Consider the following 18633-nt stretch of genomic DNA (forward strand, 5'->3'; position numbering starts at 1 on the left):
CGGGCGAGATGACCGGGCATTTCACCGGCCGCCTGAAGGCGGCCCTGACCGGGACCTGTGACGCGGAGCTGGTGTTCCTCGGCAACTTCGAGGTCGAGGACCAGTGGGCCCGCGGCGAACCCGGGCTGCCGAGGCTGACGTTCGGCTCCGGCAGCGTCATCGTCAACCGGATGGACGAGTTCGCCCTGCTGCTCGCGGGCAAGGGCGACCACGTCGTGCTGAAGGGCGAACCCGACCCCGACTACCTGGGCCATCTGGAGGAACTCGGCTTCGACCTGCCGGGGATGCTCGTGGTGGAGCGCCAGGACCCGGGCAGCACCGTCACCCAGGACGCGCTGGAGGACCGGCCGGTGCTGCGCGAGCTGGGCAGACTCGGTGCGCGCGGTGGCGTCGTCTGCGCGCACGGGGTCAGCGAGCTGGAGGAGCGGCTGGCCGACCGGGCCGGGATCCCGCTGGCCGCCCCGCCGGCGGCGATCTGCAAGGCGGTCAACAGCAAGATCTACAGCCGGCGGCTGGCCGGCGAGCTGGGCATCCGGCAGACCCGCGGCTGGACCTGCGCGAGCCTGGCCGAGCTCGACGCGGCGGTCGAGGCCGCCCGCGCGCTGCTCGCCGACGGCCGCCGGGTCGTGTTCAAGGACGCCTTCGGGGTCTCCGGCAAGGGCATCGAGGTGGTCGCGGACGAACGCCGCCTGGACCGGCTGCACCGCATGGTCCGCAGCCGGGCCCGGAAGGCCGGCGACGACCGGGTCGGCCTGGTGGTGGAGGAGTGGGTGGCCAAGCGCGCCGACCTCAACTACCAGTTCACCGTCGGCCGGGACGGCCGCGTGCACGTCGACTTCGTCAAGGAGGCCCTGACCGAGGGCGGCGTGCACCTGGGCCACCGGATCCCGGCGCGGCTCACCGAGCGGCAGACGGCCGAACTGACGGAGGTCTCCGGGCTGCTGGGCGGGCGGCTGGCCGACGACGGCTACTTCGGGGTCGTCGGCGTCGACGCGATGGTCGATCCCGACGGTGGTCTCTACCCGATCGTCGAGATCAACGCGCGCCACAACATGTCCACGTACCAGGCCTCGATCCAGGAGGCCTTCATCGGGTCCGGGAGCACGGCGCTGGTGCGCAGGTATCCCCTGCGGCTCGGCGCGCCGCTGCCGTTCGGGTCGCTCCGCCGCGCCCTGGCGGACCTGTTGTTCGACCCCGCCCGGGGCTCCGGGCTGCTGATCAACAACCACGCCACCGTCAACGCGGCCGCGCCGCCCGGCGAACGGGCCCCGGGGACGGAGTTCGCCGGGCGTCTCCACGGGGTCGTCGTCGCCGACTCGGCGGACCGGACGGCGGCACTGGACGACGAGGTCGGCCGCAGGCTGGCCGCTCTCGCGCAGGGCACAAGGGGAGAGGAACGAGGATGACACGTGAGTTCCAGGTGCAGGGCGTGCGGGTGTCCGAGCTGGCCCGGCGGTACGGCACCCCGTTGTTCGTCTACGACGGGACCGTGCTGCGGGACCGGTTCCACGGGCTGCGCGACCGGCTGCACCCGGCCATGGAGATCTTCTACTCGCTCAAGGCCAACCCGAACATCTCGATCTGCGCGCTGCTGCACTCGTTCGGCGCGCGGGCCGAGGTCTCGTCACTGGTGGAACTGACGACCGCGCTCCGGGCCGGCGTGCCACCGCAGCAGGTGATCTTCCTCGGCCCGGGCAAGAGCCGCCAGGAGCTGGCCGCCTGCCTGGACACCGGGATCTACGCCGTCGTATGCGAGTCGATTCCCGAGGTGGCCCTCGTCGACGAGCTGGCCCGGGAGCGGGGCGTGCGGGCGCCGGTCGCGCTGCGCGTCAACCCGCGCTTCGCGGTCAAGCGCTCCGGGCTGGCGATGGGCGGCAGGCCGCGCCAGTTCGGCATCGACGAGGGGGAGTTGTTCGGACAGACCGACCTGGTGAAACGGTTCCCCGACGTCGACCTGATGGGGGTGCAGGTGTACATGGGCACCCGGATTCTCCATGAGACCGTCATCGTCGAGAACACCACCCGCATCCTCGACCTGGCCGAGCGGCTGTCGGCCGCGCTGAGCCTCGACTTGCGGATGGTCGACGTGGGTGGCGGCCTGGGCGTCTCCTATTTCGACGGCGAGAGCGACCTGGACGCCCAGGTGCTGACCGACGGCCTCAACCCCGTCATCGAGGACTTCACGGCCCGGCACCCCGGCACCAGGCTGATCATGGAGCTGGGCCGCTACCTCACCGCCGAGGCCGGCACCTACGTCATGGGCGTCCGCTACACCAAGACCTCGATGGGGGAGCGCTTCGCGGTCGCCGACGGCGGCACCCACCACCACATGGCGGCCGTGGGCATCGGCTCGTTCGTCAAGCGCAACTTCCCGATGGCGGTGCTCAACCGGCTCGACGAACTCCCGACCGAGGAATGGAACGTCACCGGGCCGCTCTGCACCCCGGGCGACACGATCGGCAAGAAGGTCCCGCTGCCGCCGGTGCGGCCCGGCGACCTAATCGGCGTGCACCGCTCCGGGGCCTACGGCCCGACCGCCTCGCCGGGGCTGTTCCTCGGCCATGGCTACCCGGCCGAGGTGCTGGTCCACGAGGGGCGGTGCCATCTGGTCCGGGAACGGGACCGTCCCGAGGACCTCCTGCGGCGGCAGCGACTCTACGACCCGACGGCGCACGACGCGGCCGACGTCCCCCACTGACCCCCAGCACCACACGACACACGAGAGGTGAACGATGCAGCACACCACACCGGACGCCGACACCGCCGACCTGTACGGCCGGGCCGTCGCCACGATCACCGGCTCGCTCGCCAAGTCGATGAAGGTCGACCCCGACACGATCCGTGAGGACAGCCGGTTGTTCGACGAACTCGGCCTGGACTCCACGACCGTGCTGGAGCTGCTGATGACGATAGAGGAGGAACTCGAGATGGAGTTCGACACCGACATCCTCGAGCAGCACCACTTCAAGACCGTGGGGACGCTGGCCACGTTCGTCCAGGAGCAGGCCGCCGAACAGGCCGACCAGCAGGCCGGGGCCTGACCGCCGATGTACCTCACCACGTCTCCCGGACCGGTCGACACACCGGCGCCCGCCCGGCGGGCACCGCTGCGCCTGTCGCGGCTGATCAGCAGGACCTTCTCCGGCGGCAGGCCCTTCCTGCCCGATCCGGTGGAGCCGAGCCTGGCCCAGATGCAGGCCGACCTCGTACGCCCGTACCCGGTGGAGTTCCGCCCGGAGCTCCTGGAGCGGGGCGAGCGCAACACCTTCCTCGAGATGACCCAGGACCTGCTCGCGGACCTGCCCCCGCTTCAGGAGCCCCTGGATCTGGTGCTCGTGGCCCACACCGTCCCGGACGCCGATCCGCGCCGCTCCCCGTCCTGCCATCTGGCCGACGTACTGCCCGGCGACCCGCTGGCCTTCAACCTCTCCGACCAGGGGACCGCCGCCGGGTTCACGGCCCTGCGTCTGGTCTCGGAGTACGCCGCCGCCGACGCCTTCCGGCGCGCCCTGGTCGTCCTCCTCGATCAGCGGACCTTCCTGTACGACACCACGGGGGCGCGGGACGTGCCCCTTCAGGACTGCGCGGTGGCGCTGCTCTTCGGCCCCGAGGGCCGCGCGGGCGAGCCGGTGACGCGGCAACTCGCCGGTGTCGCGCCGGACGAGGTCCGCTCGACGCTCGAGGCGGTGCTGAACGAGCCCGACGGGGAAGGCGCCGGCCGGCCCGTCACCCTCGTCACCGGCCAGGGCCTGGACGCCGAACGGTTCGGGCCGGGCATCGACGTGCGTCCCGCGCCGCCGGGCCGTCCGTGCACCGGCCCCTGGTCGGCCCTGGCCGACGTGCTCCCCGAGTGCGAGGGAGCCGGGCCCCGCCGCCTGGTCGTCGCCGACTACGACAGCACGCTGCGGTACCTGTGCATGAGCACCCTGGATCTCGAGGAGGGGACATGACCGGCCGTACGGCCGCCGCCGACGCATGGATCCGGTACCGGCGGACCGCCCGACAGGACGGCCTCGTCCGGGCGTTGACCCTGCTGTGCGAGACCGTCGGCGACGGCGGGCCGCCCCGCGGTCCGGGCGGGCACATGGTGGTGCCCGTCGGCGTCGCCGGTGCCGACGCCGGGGACGTCGTGACGACCTTGACGGTGGAGGAGGGCACCGTCGTCGCGTTGCGGAGCCGGGCCGAACCAGGCGTGTCCATGACTCCTCGGCAGGAACGGGCGGCATGGGCGCTGGGGCTGACCTGCCTGCGCTTCGGCCTCTCCGAGCGGCTGCTCGACGCGGTGCTCGCCCATCTCGGCGGCCGTACCGTCGGCGACGCGAAGCTGCTCCACCAGCAGATGGTCAAGGGCGGCGTCGCGGAGGCGGTGATCGAGCAGCTGGAGATCGAGACCATGCTCGCCGGAGCCACGCCGGGCGACCTCGACGACGACGTCCTGGCCGGCCTGAACGCCCAGATCACCGAGACCGACCGGATGCTGCTGCGGTTGCTCGGCGCCGTGAGCTTCCTGGCGGACGGGCCGGGCCAGGTCGCCCGGGTGTCCGAGCTGATCGCCGACGTCCACTTCGGGTCGGCCCGCGCAGGGGAGCACGGGGGAGCGGCATGATCGAGCTGGACGACAGGACACGGGCGATCCAGCGCCAGGCCCGCGCGTGGGCGCAGGAGCTCAAGCCCCTCGCCCTGGAACTCGACCAGGACCCGGACGCGATCCACCGCCATCTGGACGTGGCCATCGTGTCGTACCTGACGAGGATGACGGTGCCGCCCGAGTTCAATCCCGACCCGGTGGTCATCGACGGGCGTCCCTTCTACGGCACCGGGACCCTGGAGCGGGTCGTCTTCGCCGAGGAGGTGGCGGTCGGTGACGCCGGCATGCTGCTCGCGGCGCCCGGGCCGGTGATGTCGGGTGTGCTGGTCGACGCCATGGGTGACGAGCAGCAGAAGAAGTGGTTCTACAGCCGGATCATGGAGAAGCCCACCTGGACCTTCTTCGCGCTGACCGAGCCGGACCGCGGCTCGGACGCGGGGGCGATGAACACCACCCTGACCCCGGACGGCGACGACCACTTCGTGCTCCGGGGAGCCAAGCGCTACATCGGCAACGCGGCCCGCGCCGACCTGGGCATCGTCTTCGCCCGCACCCGTCCGGGGCCGCTCGGCGTGACCGCGGTCCTCACCGAGACCTCGGCCGCCGGGTTCACCGCCGAGCCCCTGGAGACCATCGGCCTGCGCGGCCTGCGCATCACCGCCGTCACCCTCGACGACGTACGCGTGCCCGCCGGCCAGGTCCTCGGCAGGCATCTGCGGGCCACCCAGCGGGGCATGTGGAGCGCGGTGCAGGGACTGAACCGCCTGCGCCCCGGCGTCGCCGCGTTCGGTCTGGGCATCGCGCGGGCCGCGTACGAGTACGTCCTGGCCAACCGGCGCACCCTGAACACGGCCGAACGTCACCGGCTCGACCGGCTCGGCCTGCGCCTGACGGAGCTCCGGCAGCTCATCTGGCGGTCGGCGATCGCCGTGGACGACAACGATCCGGCCGCCGGCTCCCTGGCGTCGGCGGCGAAGGCACGCGCCTCGCGCCTCGCCGAGGAGGCGACACTCGAAGCGCTCGGCTGCTTCGGCCCCGGCGCTCGACTGGACCATCCCCTGCTGGACAAGCTCGCCCGGGACGCCCGTGGTGTGGAGTTCATGGAGGGGACCGGCAACATCCAGAAGCTCAACCTGTTCACCGGCCTGGTCCAGGGGCATCTCCGCCGTGACTGACGGCGGCCTGGTGCCGACGGGACCGGGGCGGCGCGACGACATCGACGCCCCCGAGGTGAATGTCTGGACGGTGCCGCTGAACGGGCCGCCGGCCACGGTGGCGACGCTGTCCCGGATCCTGTCGGCGGGTGAGGCCGAGCGCGCCGACCGCTGTCGCTTCGAGAACGACCGCAGGCGTTTCATCATCGCGCATGGAGCGCTGCGGCTGATTCTGGCCGGCTGTCTCGATGTTCCACCCGAGGAACTGCGCCTGGAGCGGGGACGTCATGGCAAACCACGGCTCGCGGGCAGCTCCGAACTGCGGTTCAACCTCTCCCACTCCGGCGAACTCGCTCTGGTGGCGGTGACCCTGCACCGAGAGGTCGGGGTCGATGTGGACCGGCTGCGGCCGGGCCTGCCGGTCGAGCGGTTCGCCGAGCGTTTCTTCCCCGCATCCGACGCCCGTTTCGTGGCCGCGGCCGCCGGGCCCGCGGAACGCGCCGAACGCTTCCTGCGGCTGTGGACCCGCAAGGAGGCCGTGGTCAAGGCCGCCGGAGCGCGCCTCGCACAGGGCCTGGGCCTGACGGTGCTCACCGACACCGACACCGACACCGACGTCGACATCTACGTCGTCCGCGATCCGTCCGGGCAGATCCCGGACGCCTGGTCGGTGTGCGATCTGCCGGTACCGGCCGGCTGTCTGGCGGCGCTGGCCGTCGCGGGGGCGGCGGCCCCCAGAATCTCGGTCAGACATACCGAACTACAGGTGGCGGCGCCTCGGCGATACATCCCGTGAAACTGAGGGGTCTTCACCTGCTGGTCCTCGAAGTCGGGCAAGTGAGCGTAACCATGTATGAGTGAGTGTCGTTGGCAGAGTGTGAATCTGACGGAATGGGCGAAGACGCAGGGCGTGCATCCGCAGACTGCGTATCGCTGGTTCCGTGAGGGAACGTTGCCGGTACCGGCTCAGCGGGTCGGGCCACGCACGATCCTGGTGAACATCGACGCGAACACCACGCCCGAGGCCATCGGCGGTCTGGGCCTGTATGCCCGCGTGTCCTCGCACGATCAGAAGACCGATCTGGAACGCCAGGTCGCACGGCTGTCGGCATGGGCAGCGAAGGCCGGTCACCGAGTCGTTCGCGTTGAGGCGGAGATCGCTTCCGGGATGAACGGCTGCCGTGCCAAGGCCCGGCGTCTGCTGGCCGACCCGAACGTGACCACCGTGGCGGTGGAGCACAAGGACCGGCTCGGCCGGATGAACGTCGAGCTTGTCGAGGCCGCCTTGGCCGCGACGGGCCGTCGCCTGCTGGTCCTGGACGACGGCGAGGTCGAAGACGACCTGGTGCGGGACATGGTCGAGGTGCTGACCTCGTTCTGCGCCCGCCTGTATGGGCGCAGGTCGGCGAAGAACCGCGCCCGCAAGGCACTGGAAGCCGCCGAACATGGCTGACCTCCGCCCGATCGCCGCGCCTTTCGTGGCTCTGGGCCCGTCCGGTGTGGCGGTACGTGGCCGGCTCAGGGGCTCACGCCCGAGGATGAGAAGGTTCTGCGCTTGGTGGGTGCGCACCTGGGCTCGCTCGCTTCGAAGGACTCTTGTCCGCTCGGAACTGCTGTCCTGCTGGCCCTACCGGTACGAGGAACTCGAAGTCGAGCTGCACCGGGTCGGACTCCGGACGGAAGTGAGCACGTTCGATCTTGAGGCCGAGAACTACATGGTGGTCGCGAGCAAGGTATAGACACCGGGCTCTCAGTCCCTGGCAGGACCGCGCGGTTGCTCGCAGGACGCTTGCGCCCTCTCATCGGTGCGGGTTCAGGCGGTCAACGCTACGCCTCGGACGAGGAGTCATGCTGCGTGCATTACGGCGAGCGGACACGGCGGCCCGCGTAGCGCGCCCAGGGTTCTGCAGGGCAGCTGATACCGGTGTGATCCGTTCCCCACCATCACCCCCTCCCGCTCCGTGGACGAGTTGTAAGGACCTGAAGAAGCAGGTGTGCCTTGTTCGACTCGGTGTCATCGTCGCGGACTTTGCCAGTATTTTAGTCTGATGACGCGCGCCGGCGGCATGGGCCCGGCTCGCAGTCGAAGAAGGGGGTCGCCGCATGGCGGAGGAATTTAAGGTCGACCTGAGTCAATTGGACTCTTTTGGCCGGGTGTTGAAGCAGTCCGTCACGGATCTGGAGGAAGCGCGCACCGCGCTCTCCGCTGTCAGTGCCGAGCAGATCGGAACTCCGCGGCTGGACGAGGCGTGTGAGACCTTCCAGAACAGATGGAAGTACGGAACGGGCCAGCTGAAGGACATGATCAAAGCGGTTGACGAGGGCGTGGAGAAAACCGCGTTGAGCTACCGGCAGTTTGAGGAGAACCTCTCGAAGGCCCTCAAAAAGATGGAGGAGACTCACGCCGCGAATACCGGGGGGAAGTAGTCTGTGGGCAACAATCCGTATCCGAGCCTCGGTTGGAACCCGGTACCCGGAATTCCCGAGCAGGTCACCTCCCTCTACCGCAAGGTGAAGTCCGCGGCCGACACACTCAACAACTGCCACCGGCAGATCGAATATCTGCTCGGGGCGAGCTCCAGCTGGCAGGGAGACGCGGCGAGCGCGTTCCGGGACACGCTGGACGGCGACCTCAAGACCGCCATGATGAACGCCGGTCATTCGCTCGACAAAGCCGCTGCGGCGCTGGGCACATGGGAAGGCGATCTGACCTCCCACCGCGACCTGGCCAAGAAGTACGACGATGCCGCGCGCGAGAACAAGGGTGATGTCGAAAAGGCCCGGACCCGCTACGACCAGGCCAAGGGGAACCCGGACCTCAAGCTCGCCGGCAAGGAATACCCCAGCCAGGCGGAGGCGGATGCCGCGACGGAGCGCCTGCGGACCGCCGAGCGCGAACTGAACGCGGCCACCACCCACCTCAACAACGCCAACACCGCCTACAACGACGTCATCGCGAAGGCGAAGGAGCTGGAGGGCACCCACGCCGACGCGGCCGAGGCCGTCGCCCGCAGCCTCGACGAGGCCGACGACAAGCTGGCCCCCAAGGAACCGGGGTGGTTCAGCAAGGCCCTCAGTGCCATCGGTGAGGGTCTCAAGGCAGTCGGCGAATTCCTCGTGGAGCACGCCGGAACCATCGGAGCCATCGCAGGACTGCTGGCCCTGCTCCCCACACCGCTGGCCCCGGTCTTCGCCGGTATCGCGGTCGCGGCGAGCGCGGTCTCCATGGCCAAGAACCTTGCGAGCGAGGACTTCAGAGACTCGCTGATGGGCGAGTACGGCTTCAAGGAAGGGGCGTTCGCCTGGGCCGCCATGGCCGGTGACAGCCTCGGCATGGTGCCCGGCGTCGGCGCCCTCGCCAGGGCCGGCAGCGAGGCGGGTCTCGCGGCGGCGGTCGCACGAGAGGGCGGCGAGGCCCTGTCGGTGGGCTCGAAGCTGGGTGCGTTCGGCAGGGAAATCGTGCCCGCGTTCAACTTCAAGGCTCTCGACGTGGCGACCGAACCCGCGACCGGAGCGCTCCAGTACGGCATCAACGGCGTCAACGTGGCGGCGAACATGGCGTCGTCCCTGGAAAGCCTGGGCGTGTTCCCGAAGAACGGTCCCGGACATGACGCGTCCGAGATCACGAAGGGTGTGGCTGCCTCGACAGGTCTGAAGGGCGGCGTGACCGACATCATGACGGACGTCGCCGAAATGATGAGGGGTGTCCACCTGTGAACGGATTGCTCGACACGGTGGATGCCGAGCCGAAGCCCGAATTCTGGTACGGGCTGCCCTACGGATACCTCCAGCTGGACCTTCAGCCGTCACCCGACGGCATCCAGGAGGTGGCCCGGCAGATCGAGGCACTTCCCGATGACGTCCGGGACCGCGCCGACCAGGTGTTCCGGCTGTACGCCATCGTCCTGACGATGCTGCGGAGCCAGGCGGTGATGGGGTGCGCGCTCGGCATGCACCCGGACGAGCGCGGCGAGCCCACGCTGTCCGTCCTCACGGTCTCCACTGTCCCGACTTCGGGAGCACACCCTGAAGCCGTCCTTCTCCAGATGCTGGGGGACAGCGGGACGGGGACCGGTTCGGAAAACGGCATCGTGCCCGTAGAACTGCCGACGGGCACCGGATACGTGCTGGAGACGGAGCGGACCACGCTCGCGCCGACCGCTCCCCCCGAGGGGCAGGACGAGCCCGCTCAGGGGACCGTCTGGCAGGGCACGGTGGCCATCCCGGTTCTTCGCACCTCGTCGATCATCACCGTGCAGCTGGTCAGCCCGGCGGTGGAGCTCGCCGACGACTACCGCGGCGTGCTGCTCGGCGTCGCGCGTACGGTGACGTTCGACGACCCGGCGGCACCGGACCCGGCCGAAGTGGACAACGCGCCCGGGCCGTTCTCGGATTCCGGCCAAGGGGCAGAAGAAAGGAGCCCGTTCGGATGACGGAGCGAGATCGGCGGAGAGATGATCTGGTGTCGGACACCCCGCCCGCGCCGTACGCGACCGACGGAACGGACTTCGGGGGCGCGGTGCGCTACCACTACGGTGTCGCACTGAAGAAATTCCTCAAGTTCTTCCCGGTGTTCCTGCTGCTGTGGGTCCAGCTGTTCGTGCTCCACCTCGACTATTTGCTGCCGGTGGCCATTGTCGGAATGTTCGGCACGGTCTGGACGCTGTTCCTTCTTGCCGACCGTCTGAGTTTGACCCGGAAGTGCTCGAAGGTGTTCCGGACCTATCCGCTCGAATTCCGCACCCCGGTCGAGAAGTACGGCATGGAGTCGACCCACACGCTCTTCCTGCGCTTCGGAGATCAGGGTGGCACCCCCTTCACCCTGCGTGCGAAGCACGCGTTGGGGCGTGGTCGGTGGCCTGCCGGCATCACGGACGGTGTCTGGTTCGCGGGCGACGAGCCCTTCGGCGGCGCGGTCATCGTGCCGGGCAGCGGTGAGCTGCTCTTCCTCCAGCCCAGGGACTGGGCCGCGAGGGACGAGGACCGCGACAGCGCCGGACCTGAGCGAACCGAGAAGGCGGGGCGCGCAGGCATCAAGCGTCCCGCTCGTCGTTAGTAGTCCACTCGGAGCGCAGTCCACTCGGAGCGCAGCTCGGAAAGCGACGGCGTCCTGCCCGGCGTCAGAAGCTCGGGCAGGACGAAGTGGGGTCCAGCATGGCGGGGCAGCGGGTCGTTGTGGCCGCGGCCCCGCCCGGGCGTTGGGTCAGGACGCGTCGCCGTACTGGAGGCCGCGTCCGTTGGTGCCGACGTAGACGCGCCCGAAGGTGTCGGGGTCGCCGGTGACGACGCCGACAGCGCCGATGCTGCCCCACTGGTGGGCGTCGTCGTTGATGCGGAGCCAGGTGGCGCCCTTGTCGGTGGAGCGGAAGACTCCGGTGACGTCCTTGACCGTACCGATCAGGTACAGGGCCTGGTAGGAGGCGCCCGGCGCGGCCTTGCCGAAGCCGAGAGCGGAGGCGGACCGCACCGTGGTGAGCGCGGTGAAGGTCCGGCCGCCGTCGGTGGAGTGCAGCAGCCCCTTGTCGCCGCCGGAGATCCACAGGTCCCCGGCGATGCCGGGGACGGCCGTGAGCCGGCCGACGGGCAGGCCGGTGGCGCGGGCGGTGAAGGTCGCGCCGCCGTCGGTGCTGGCGTAGAGCTTGCCGTCGGCCAGTGAGTAGAAGGTCCTGGCCGATGAGCGGTCGGCGACAACCACGGCGCCGCTGCCCAGGCCGCCGGCCTTCGACCAGCTCGCCCCCTTGTCGGTCGAGCGGTACGGGGCCTGACCGGCCTCGGTCCAGACGATGACGGAGCCGTCCGCCGAGAGCGCGACCCGGCCGCTGTCGGCGCTGCCCACCGGCTCCGACCTGAAGCCGCTCCAGCTGCTGCCGCCGTCGGTGGAGTAGGCGCCGTCCTGTGCGCCGCCACGGCCGACGCGGACCATCACCGAGGGGTTGGACTGGGCGAAATCGATGTCGGTGCTGGTGGTCATCTTCGGGCTGTCGAGCCGCCCGGCGGGCACCTTGGTCAGGGAGCTGCCGTACCGGAAACCGCCCAGGTCACCCATGGCGGTGATGGCGGTGGCGCCACCGGGTGGGGCGATCACGTCCGAAAGCGCGGTCTCCTCCAGTCCTCGGGCCCCCACCGTCCAGTGACTGGTGCCGCCGCTGTCGGTGGCGGTGACGTCCTTGCTGCCCCAGATGCCGCTGCCGGTGCCGTACAGCACGTGCCCGGAGTCGAAGGGATCGATGGTCAGGGCGGTCATCCAGTGCCCGATGCCGGTACCGACGTAAGGAGCGGCGGAGGCATCCCGCACCGACTTGGCGGCCAGCGCCTTCCAGGTCGTACCGCCGTCGGTGCTCCGGTAGAGCTCGTCCTCGGGCCACCAGCGGTCGAGGGTGGTGACCATCACCGTGGACGGCTTCTGCGGGTCGACGGCCAGACCGGAGAATCCGTAGCTGCCCGTGGACGGGGAGACGTTCTTCCACGTCCCGCCCCCGCCGGCCGGCGTGTACTTCCACACCGAGCCCGCGGTCACGCCGTTGGGCCCGAGGGCGTCGGTGTACGTCAGGAACAGCGAGCCGTCACCGGAGAGCACGCCGTGCTGCGGCAACTGGCCAGTGGGCTGCCCGGAGACGGCCTGCCAGGTGCTGCCCCCGTCGGTGGAGCGGTAGAGCGGGTGGGACTTGTCGGCGACGCCGACGTAGACCGTCCTGCTTCCGGCCGGGCCGTACGTCACGAAGGAGATGCCCGCGCCGCTGCCCGCCCCGTCCTTGACGGGGAACGAGGCGACCTGACCCCATGTCACGCCGCTGTCGGTGCTGCGCCACAGGCCGTTCTTGCGGGTGCCCAGCAGCAGGGTGCCGTGGTTCCCCGGGTCGATCGCGAGCCGTTCGCCCGCCCCGCGGCCGTCCTCGTTGGAGCCCAGCTTGAAGGGCAGATCGGTGCGCTGGAAGGTGCGGCCCCGGTCCGTGGAGCGCAGGATCGCACCGTTGCCCGCCCAACTGTTGGTGTAGGTGCCCGCCGCGACGTAGAGCCGGTCGGGGGCGACGGGGTCGGTGGCCAGCGAATCGATGCCCAGCAGGTTCCAGTCCTTCTCACCGAACCGGTCGGTCAGCGGGATCCACTGCTCGGCCGCGGTGTCCCAGCGGTAGGCGCCGCCCATGTCGGTGCGCGCGTACAGCAGACCCTTCTCGACCGGGTTGAACACCAGACCGGTGACGTAACCGCCGCCCACCACCTGGGCGTTGTTCCACACGTACGGCCCGGTCGCGGCCGTGGTTCGCGCACCGCCGGCCCCCGCCGCCTGGGGCTGGGCCGTTTTCACCAGCTTCCACTGCTGGTTGGTGCTGTGTCTCTCGGGATACTGCACGACCGCCGCACCCTGGGCCGTGGAGCCTCCGGAGACGTCCAGGACCAGGCCGCTTCTGCGGGAGGTGAAGGTGACGGCGTCGGAACCGCTCACCTCGTCGATCCGCCACTGCTGGGAGGTGGAGGAGCTGTCGGTCTGCTGCTCGGCGGCCGCCTTCCCGGCGGTCGAGTCGCCCGCTATGCCCAGCACCTTGCCGCTGTTGCGGTTCACCAGCTCGTAGTAGCCGTCCCCGGTGGGCCTCAGCCTCCACTGCTGGTTGGCGGTGTTCTGGTCGGTCCACTGCTGGATACGGGTGCCGTCGGCGGTGGAGAAGCTGTTGACGTCCAGCACCTTGCCGCTGCGCACGGAGGCCAGCCGGTAATAGGCGTCGCCGTCGACCGTCGCGGCCTGCGAGTCCTCCTGCGTGAACAGGAAGTACGGCACGACGATGGCGGGCACACCGAGCAGAAGACCGGTCGCGGTCCAGCGACGGCGGTGACGCCCGCGGCGCCCGCCGTTCGGGGGGTTGTTCATGGGACGTGCTCTCCTTGCGTACCGGTCACCAGAGAAGGCGGATCCAAGATCCGTAACGGCCGGATCCGACTCCTTGTGGTCACAGGCGACACAAAGGGTTGCTTTGAGCCGGAAACTTTTTACCGGCCACCTCGTAAGGACGCCGAGCCGGGCGTGGGCACGCGGTCCTGAGCTCGATCGGGAACCCGGTTGCGCACGACGACGGCTCAACTCGGTTGCGGCCCAGCAGGGGTACCGGGAGCCGGCGCCGCAGTCGGCGCCTCCTGCCGAGCCGTCCGCTCCGGGGCGGCCGCACGGCGTGCGCGGTTCACTCGTAGGGCGCACACGGGTCGCGCGTTCTGCGTCGCATGGATCTTCTGGTGTCCATGGCCCACACAGGCGACGAGCCGCTCTCAAACGGGGAACGCAGCGAACTGGATGAACTGCGGCACCGCGTGGGCGCCCTGGAGAGTGCGGCGCACCCGCGGGCGGCACGGCATCACTATGTCCGGTCCACGGGCTCCGTCCTGCTGATCCTCTTCGCGGCCCTGCTGTCGCTGCTGTCCGTCATCGCGGTCTGGGCGAACAGCATTGTGCGGGACACCGACCGCTACGTCGCCACGGTGGGACCGCTGGCCTCCGATCAGGATGTGCAGAAGGCCGTCACCAACCGGGTCACCGACGTGGTGCTGGCACAGATCGACGTGGACGCGTTGGTCAAACAGTTGCAGGACGCCGTGTCGGAGAAGGGCGTGCCGCCGAAGGCGGCCCAGCTGGTCGGCGACCTGGACGGGCCGATCACGAGCGGTCTGAAGCAGCTGGTCAGCGGCATCGTGGAGCGGGTGGTCAGCAGCAGTGCCTTCGAGACGGTCTGGGTGGAGGCCAACCGCAGGGTGCACTCGTCCGTCGACAAGGCCCTGACGGGCGAGAGCGGCGGCGCGGTCTCGCTGAAGAACGACGAGGTGGCCATCGACGTGGCACCGATCGTGGCCCAGGTCAAGGAGCGCTTGGTCGGCGCAGGTCTCGGAGTCGCCGCGAAGATCCCGGACGTCCACACGGACTTCGTGGTGGTCCAGTCGAAGGACATCGGCAAGATCAGGACCTATATGCGGGTCCTGGAGATCATGGGCAGCTGGCTGCCCCTCATCGCCCTGCTGGTGGCCGCGGCGGGGGTGTACACCGCGTTCAACCGCCGGCACGCGCTGATCGGGGCCGGGTCGGCGGTGTTCGTGGCCATGCTGGTCCTCGGCATCACCCTCACCGTCTTCCGGGACGTCTACCTCGACCATCTGCCCTCCGGCGCGTCCCCGGCCGCCGCCGGAGCGGTGTACGACGCGCTGATCAAGTTCCTGCGCGCCGGTGTACGGGCGCTCGGTGCCGTCGCCCTCATCGTCGCCGTCGGCGCTTTCCTCAGTGGCCCGTCCCGGATCGCCGTCCTCGTCCGCATCGGCTGCCGCGGGAGTATCGGCGCCCTGCGCGACGTGGCGGTCTCCGGAGGGCTTCGGCTGGGGGCGGTCGGGCGGTTCGTGCACCGCTTCAAGCGCTGGATCGGGGGCGCGATCCTGGTGGTCGCCGCGATCGTCCTGTTCACCTGGACCTACCCGACCACGATGGTCGTGGTGTGGACCACGGTCGTCGTGCTGGTGGGCTTCGCGATCCGTGAGTTCCTGGACACCGGCTCCGCCCCGGCCGCCACCGGGTCCCGGACCACCGCGGCTTCCTGAGACCGCTGGGCTCATGCGGGCCCGTGCGGCGGAGACGACATCCGGTGCGACTGACGCTCCTCGGACATCGGACGCTGGTCGGACGCGGCGAAGAGGTTGTCGCGCTGGACCACGCACAGGGCCCAGATGATGAAGCCCGAGATCGCGATCATCACGACCGACCACACCGGGTAGTACGGCAGGGAGAGGAAGTTGGCGATGATGACGAGCCCGGCGATGGCCACGCCGAGGATGCGCGCCCACGTCGAGGTCCGGAGCAGCCCGATGCTGACGAGCACGGCGACCGCGCCCAGCGCGAGGTGGATCCAGCCCCAGCCGGTCAGGTCGAACTCGAACGCGTAGTTGCGCGTCGTGACGAAGATGTCGTCCTCGGCGATGGCCATGATGCCCCGGAAGATGTCGAGCAGACCGACGAGGAAGAGCATCACGGCACCGAAGGCGGTCAGGCCCGTTGCCCATTCCTGCTTCGCGGTGTGTGCCTGCTGAGTGTGTGTCTCAGTCATCTTGTGCCTCGATTCGTGGTGTACGTACGCTCAGCGACCGTTGGTGGTGTGCGTGGTGGAGCCGGCGTGCTCCGCCGGGCCGTGGCCGGCCAGGACCAGTTCCTTGGCCCTGCGGAACTCCTCGTCCGTGACGTCGCCGCGGGCGCGGAGGTCGGACAGCTTGGCGAGCTCGTCGATGCTGCTGGGCCGGCCTTGGGTGCCCGCGGCCTCCCTGATGCGGGCGTCGAGGGCTTCCTGCTGTGCTCGGGCCTGGGACATTTCCCGGCGGCCCATGTTCTTGCCGCGTGCGATCACGTAGACGAAGACGCCCAGGAAGGGCAGCAGGATGGTGAACGCCAGCCAGCCGGCCTTCGCCCAGCCGCTCATGTCGTCGTCACGGAAGATGTCGACGACGACGCGGAAGAGCAGGACGAACCACATGATCCACAGGAAGAACAAGAGCATGCTCCAGAAGACGCTCAGCAGGGGATAGTCGTATGCGAGGTACGTCTGCGTGCTCATGTCTCTCCTCCGTCCCGGGCGCTCGCCCGGCTGCCGTTGCGTGCAGTCTCAGCGTGGGCACGGCCGGGGCCGGTTGGCCTCACCCGACGCGGGTGACCTTGCGGGGGTTCGGCCCGCGTACGGCGGGGGCGGCGGCTGCCCCGTGCCCGTCGCGGAGGTGACCGCACGGTCCGGGTGCGCGCGCCGGAGTGGCGGACGCGGTGTCAGACCCTCGCGGCCGGACGCCACGAAGAGACACGAGATGAGCGATCCGAGCACTGCCCGGTCGCTCACCACCCCTGTCTGCCGGGGTCAGGTCACGGGCGGCGCTTCCTCCACCAGCATCCCAGCCTCTCCGCCACGACGCGCGTCACACCGGGCCACTGGCCGTTCACCAGCCCTTATGCAGCGAACTGCTCACCGGGAACGCGCCTGTCGGGCACCCCGACATGCGCAGCGAACCCAAGAGGACGAGATGGGAGGTGGCCCGACCGGCCGAGCGTGCCGTATCCGGATCGGAGACATCCATGAAGGACCTCAAGTTCGAACAGAAGCGCTCCCTGTCCCGCCTTGAGGCGGCTGACCAGCTCACGGCACTCGCGGCCGCGCTGAGGGAAGGCGGGGATGCCGAACTGGAACTCGGCCCGGGAACGCTGAGCCTGCGGATACCCGACGACCTTCGCAGCGAGATGGAGGTCGAAATCGGTGAGGGGGAGATCGAGCTGGAGATCGAGTTCAAGTGGCCGACTGCACCGACCCGGACAGCGCCGTCGCGGACGGACACAGGCACGGATAAAGCAGGCACGGAGAAAGCAGGCACGGAGAAAGCCACCACGCGCAGGCGCACGCCCGCAAAGTCGGAGCGCAGCGGTACGAGCACCAGCAGAAGCAAAGGCACGAAGGGCCCGTGATCCGCTGACGCGTCACGCCGGTTCCGGGACGAAGCGGTGCAACTCGTCGGCTCCGGCATGTACGACGCCGTAGCTGCTCTCCGGCACCTCGTTCCAGGCACCCGGCAGATCACCGAGGGGCTCGGACACGATGAGACGGGTCTCGTCGGACACTTCCCGCAGGAACGCCAGGTCGGGGTGCAGCTCTCTCAGCGTGTCCACGCGGGTGCTGTAGAACAACGACCGGGAAGCGCCCTGGCTCGAGTAGCGGAAGGCCCACAGGCGTTCGCCGTCCGTCACGGCGATGGTCATCTGGACCGGGAACTCCACACCGTGGGCACGGCCGCTGCGTTCCACCAGTCCCACCATCCGGGCCACGGCGCCCGGCGGATCCTCATCCAGGCCGAAGGTGACCGCCAGGTAGAACATCATCTCCGAGTCCGTGGTGCCCTCGATGTCGGAGTACAGCCCGGGGTCGACGAGCAGGGACAGCTCGCGACGCATGAGGTGGAAACCTGTGATGGCACCGTTGTGCATCCACATCCAGCGGCCGTGCCGGAACGGGTGGCAATTCGTCTGCTGCACGGCCGTACCGGTCGACGCCCGAATGTGGGCGAAGAACAACGGAGAGCGGACATGATCCGCGATCTCCCTCAGGTTGCGGTTGTTCCAGGCGGGGCCGATGTCCTTGAGCAGGGCTGGGGTGTTGATGTCTTCCTGCGCGTACCACCCGACGCCGAAACCGTCGCCGTTCGTCGTCTCGACTCCCAGTCGGGAGTGGAGGCTCTGATCGATCAGGGAGTGGGTCGGTCTGTAGAGAATGGTGTCGAGCAGCAGGGGTGTTCCCGAGTAAGCGAGCCATCGGCACATGAGCGATCACCTGTGTTCCTGGCGGCACCTTCGATGAGTCCGCCGATGAGTCCGCCGGTCATCTGGCTGCTGCACCCCACCCATCCCATTTTCGCCCCCCTCGCCGGGCATCGCCATGCGGACACGGACCGGCCGGTCCATCGCTCCGGCGGTGTCGAACGGGCTCGTGGGATCCGTTGGCAGGAGGGGGTCCTCGATCCGGCGGCTCAGGATGATGATCAACGCGATCACCAGGGCCTGGAAGCGAAGGTCGCCCGCCGGCCGATGGCGGAGGTGATGAGTCCTTCTCGACTCCCGGTTGGCCCGAGCAGTGCCGTCGCGGCTGCACACGGATGCCCGGCCCTGCCTTTACGGACGGCTCCGCGACGTGATCCGCCGGCGCCGACTCACTTCGATCGCCGCATCGCGTGGGCCCAGCGAGGGGGCCCTGCAAGCCCGGGTGGTGTCGTCGAGGGGGACGAAGACCAATGTGTCCACGTAGACCGCGTTGAGCACGTCGCTGTTGTGGCCCGTCGGATCGATGACCCGGCGATCGCGCCACTCGATATCCATTGCCTGGATGCCTTCTCATTCCGACCCGC

At 69.5% G+C, this 18633-nt stretch carries 19 protein-coding genes; 15 read left to right on the forward strand and 4 right to left on the reverse strand.

Annotated elements, in window-relative coordinates:
• Positions 1-8 precede the first annotated feature (8 nt).
• The 13 genes from QF027_RS25610 to QF027_RS25670 all read left to right on the forward strand — a co-directional run bounded on the left by QF027_RS25610 (position 9) and on the right by QF027_RS25670 (position 10798).
• Entirely contained in the window at positions 9-1406 is a 1398-nt protein-coding gene (locus tag QF027_RS25610) for a preATP grasp domain-containing protein (protein ID WP_307077283.1), read from the forward strand.
• Positions 1403-2698 carry a type III PLP-dependent enzyme gene (locus tag QF027_RS25615; RefSeq protein WP_307077286.1) on the forward strand — a complete coding sequence of 432 codons (1296 nt, stop codon included), beginning with the start codon at positions 1403-1405 and terminating at the stop codon, positions 2696-2698. Before QF027_RS25610 ends, QF027_RS25615 begins: the two co-directional genes overlap by 4 nt.
• Before the next feature lie 34 nt (positions 2699-2732).
• A complete protein-coding gene (locus QF027_RS25620; protein WP_307077288.1) occupies positions 2733-3041 on the forward strand; it encodes an acyl carrier protein in 309 nt (102 codons plus the stop codon).
• 6 nt (positions 3042-3047) lie between these two features.
• Entirely contained in the window at positions 3048-3950 is a 903-nt protein-coding gene (locus QF027_RS25625) for a hypothetical protein (RefSeq protein ID WP_307077290.1), read from the forward strand.
• Entirely contained in the window at positions 3947-4606 is a 660-nt protein-coding gene (locus tag QF027_RS25630; RefSeq protein ID WP_307077292.1) for a hypothetical protein, read from the forward strand. The genes QF027_RS25625 and QF027_RS25630 overlap by 4 nt, the downstream gene beginning before the upstream one ends.
• Positions 4603-5763, forward strand: coding sequence for an acyl-CoA dehydrogenase family protein (locus tag QF027_RS25635; RefSeq protein WP_307077294.1), 1161 nt, complete (start codon positions 4603-4605; stop codon positions 5761-5763). The genes QF027_RS25630 and QF027_RS25635 overlap by 4 nt, the downstream gene beginning before the upstream one ends.
• Entirely contained in the window at positions 5756-6538 is a 783-nt protein-coding gene (locus tag QF027_RS25640) for a 4'-phosphopantetheinyl transferase family protein (protein ID WP_307077296.1), read from the forward strand. The genes QF027_RS25635 and QF027_RS25640 overlap by 8 nt, the downstream gene beginning before the upstream one ends.
• An 81-nt stretch (positions 6539-6619) precedes the next feature.
• Positions 6620-7195 carry an IS607 family transposase gene (locus QF027_RS25645; RefSeq protein WP_306986607.1) on the forward strand — a complete coding sequence of 192 codons (576 nt, stop codon included), beginning with the start codon at positions 6620-6622 and terminating at the stop codon, positions 7193-7195.
• Between the two features lie 109 nt (positions 7196-7304).
• A complete protein-coding gene (locus tag QF027_RS25650) occupies positions 7305-7481 on the forward strand; it encodes a hypothetical protein (RefSeq protein ID WP_306978648.1) in 177 nt (58 codons plus the stop codon).
• Between the two features lie 364 nt (positions 7482-7845).
• Positions 7846-8169: a hypothetical protein gene (locus QF027_RS25655; protein WP_306978647.1), complete on the forward strand. Its 324-nt coding sequence runs from the start codon at positions 7846-7848 to the stop codon at positions 8167-8169.
• Between the two features lie 3 nt (positions 8170-8172).
• A complete protein-coding gene (locus tag QF027_RS25660; RefSeq protein WP_307077299.1) occupies positions 8173-9459 on the forward strand; it encodes a WXG100 family type VII secretion target in 1287 nt (428 codons plus the stop codon).
• Positions 9456-10175 carry a hypothetical protein gene (locus tag QF027_RS25665; RefSeq protein ID WP_307077300.1) on the forward strand — a complete coding sequence of 240 codons (720 nt, stop codon included), beginning with the start codon at positions 9456-9458 and terminating at the stop codon, positions 10173-10175. The genes QF027_RS25660 and QF027_RS25665 overlap by 4 nt, the downstream gene beginning before the upstream one ends.
• Positions 10172-10798 (forward strand): hypothetical protein, encoded by a 627-nt coding sequence (locus QF027_RS25670; protein ID WP_307077302.1) that lies wholly within the window; start codon positions 10172-10174, stop codon positions 10796-10798. The genes QF027_RS25665 and QF027_RS25670 overlap by 4 nt, the downstream gene beginning before the upstream one ends.
• 147 nt (positions 10799-10945) lie before the next feature.
• On the opposite strand, the gene QF027_RS25675 is transcribed toward QF027_RS25670, so the two are convergent.
• Entirely contained in the window at positions 10946-13606 is a 2661-nt protein-coding gene (locus tag QF027_RS25675) for an RICIN domain-containing protein (protein ID WP_307077304.1), read from the reverse strand.
• A 365-nt stretch (positions 13607-13971) separates the two neighbouring features.
• Between QF027_RS25675 and QF027_RS25680 the strand changes: the two genes are divergently transcribed.
• Positions 13972-15309, forward strand: a complete 1338-nt coding sequence (locus QF027_RS25680; protein ID WP_307077305.1) for a hypothetical protein — start codon at positions 13972-13974, stop codon at positions 15307-15309.
• Between the two features lie 11 nt (positions 15310-15320).
• Here QF027_RS25680 and QF027_RS25685 read toward each other — a convergent pair whose 3' ends face one another.
• Positions 15321-15812, reverse strand: a complete 492-nt coding sequence (locus tag QF027_RS25685; RefSeq protein WP_307077307.1) for a DUF7144 family membrane protein — start codon at positions 15810-15812, stop codon at positions 15321-15323.
• A 30-nt stretch (positions 15813-15842) separates the two neighbouring features.
• Positions 15843-16313, reverse strand: coding sequence for an SHOCT domain-containing protein (locus QF027_RS25690; protein WP_307077309.1), 471 nt, complete (start codon positions 16311-16313; stop codon positions 15843-15845).
• Positions 16314-16819: 506 nt separating this feature from the next.
• Here QF027_RS25690 and QF027_RS25695 point away from each other — a divergent pair.
• Positions 16820-17203: an amphi-Trp domain-containing protein gene (locus QF027_RS25695; protein WP_307077311.1), complete on the forward strand. Its 384-nt coding sequence runs from the start codon at positions 16820-16822 to the stop codon at positions 17201-17203.
• 12 nt (positions 17204-17215) lie between these two features.
• Here the strand turns inward: QF027_RS25695 and QF027_RS25700 are convergent, their stop codons facing one another.
• A complete protein-coding gene (locus tag QF027_RS25700) occupies positions 17216-18052 on the reverse strand; it encodes a class II glutamine amidotransferase (RefSeq protein ID WP_306978638.1) in 837 nt (278 codons plus the stop codon).
• Between the last annotated feature and the right edge of the window lie 581 nt (positions 18053-18633).

The sequence above is a fragment of the Streptomyces canus genome (assembly GCF_030816965.1).
Lineage (GTDB): Bacteria > Actinomycetota > Actinomycetes > Streptomycetales > Streptomycetaceae > Streptomyces > Streptomyces canus_E.

Bases quoted from the DNA above. Each gene is read 5' to 3' on its own strand.
- QF027_RS25610 (WP_307077283.1), top strand. From the start codon at position 9: ATGACCGGGCATTTCACCGGCCGCCTGAAGGCGGCCCTGACCGGGACC.
- QF027_RS25615 (WP_307077286.1), top strand. From the start codon at position 1,403: ATGACACGTGAGTTCCAGGTGCAGGGCGTGCGGGTGTCCGAGCTGGCC.
- QF027_RS25620 (WP_307077288.1), top strand. From the start codon at position 2,733: ATGCAGCACACCACACCGGACGCCGACACCGCCGACCTGTACGGCCGG.
- QF027_RS25625 (WP_307077290.1), top strand. From the start codon at position 3,048: ATGTACCTCACCACGTCTCCCGGACCGGTCGACACACCGGCGCCCGCC.
- QF027_RS25630 (WP_307077292.1), top strand. From the start codon at position 3,947: ATGACCGGCCGTACGGCCGCCGCCGACGCATGGATCCGGTACCGGCGG.
- QF027_RS25635 (WP_307077294.1), top strand. From the start codon at position 4,603: ATGATCGAGCTGGACGACAGGACACGGGCGATCCAGCGCCAGGCCCGC.
- QF027_RS25655 (WP_306978647.1), top strand. From the start codon at position 7,846: ATGGCGGAGGAATTTAAGGTCGACCTGAGTCAATTGGACTCTTTTGGC.
- QF027_RS25670 (WP_307077302.1), top strand. From the start codon at position 10,172: ATGACGGAGCGAGATCGGCGGAGAGATGATCTGGTGTCGGACACCCCG.
- QF027_RS25675 (WP_307077304.1), bottom strand. From the start codon at position 13,606: ATGAACAACCCCCCGAACGGCGGGCGCCGCGGGCGTCACCGCCGTCGC.
- QF027_RS25680 (WP_307077305.1), top strand. From the start codon at position 13,972: ATGGCCCACACAGGCGACGAGCCGCTCTCAAACGGGGAACGCAGCGAA.
- QF027_RS25685 (WP_307077307.1), bottom strand. From the start codon at position 15,812: ATGACTGAGACACACACTCAGCAGGCACACACCGCGAAGCAGGAATGG.
- QF027_RS25690 (WP_307077309.1), bottom strand. From the start codon at position 16,313: ATGAGCACGCAGACGTACCTCGCATACGACTATCCCCTGCTGAGCGTC.
- QF027_RS25695 (WP_307077311.1), top strand. From the start codon at position 16,820: ATGAAGGACCTCAAGTTCGAACAGAAGCGCTCCCTGTCCCGCCTTGAG.
- QF027_RS25700 (WP_306978638.1), bottom strand. From the start codon at position 18,052: ATGTGCCGATGGCTCGCTTACTCGGGAACACCCCTGCTGCTCGACACC.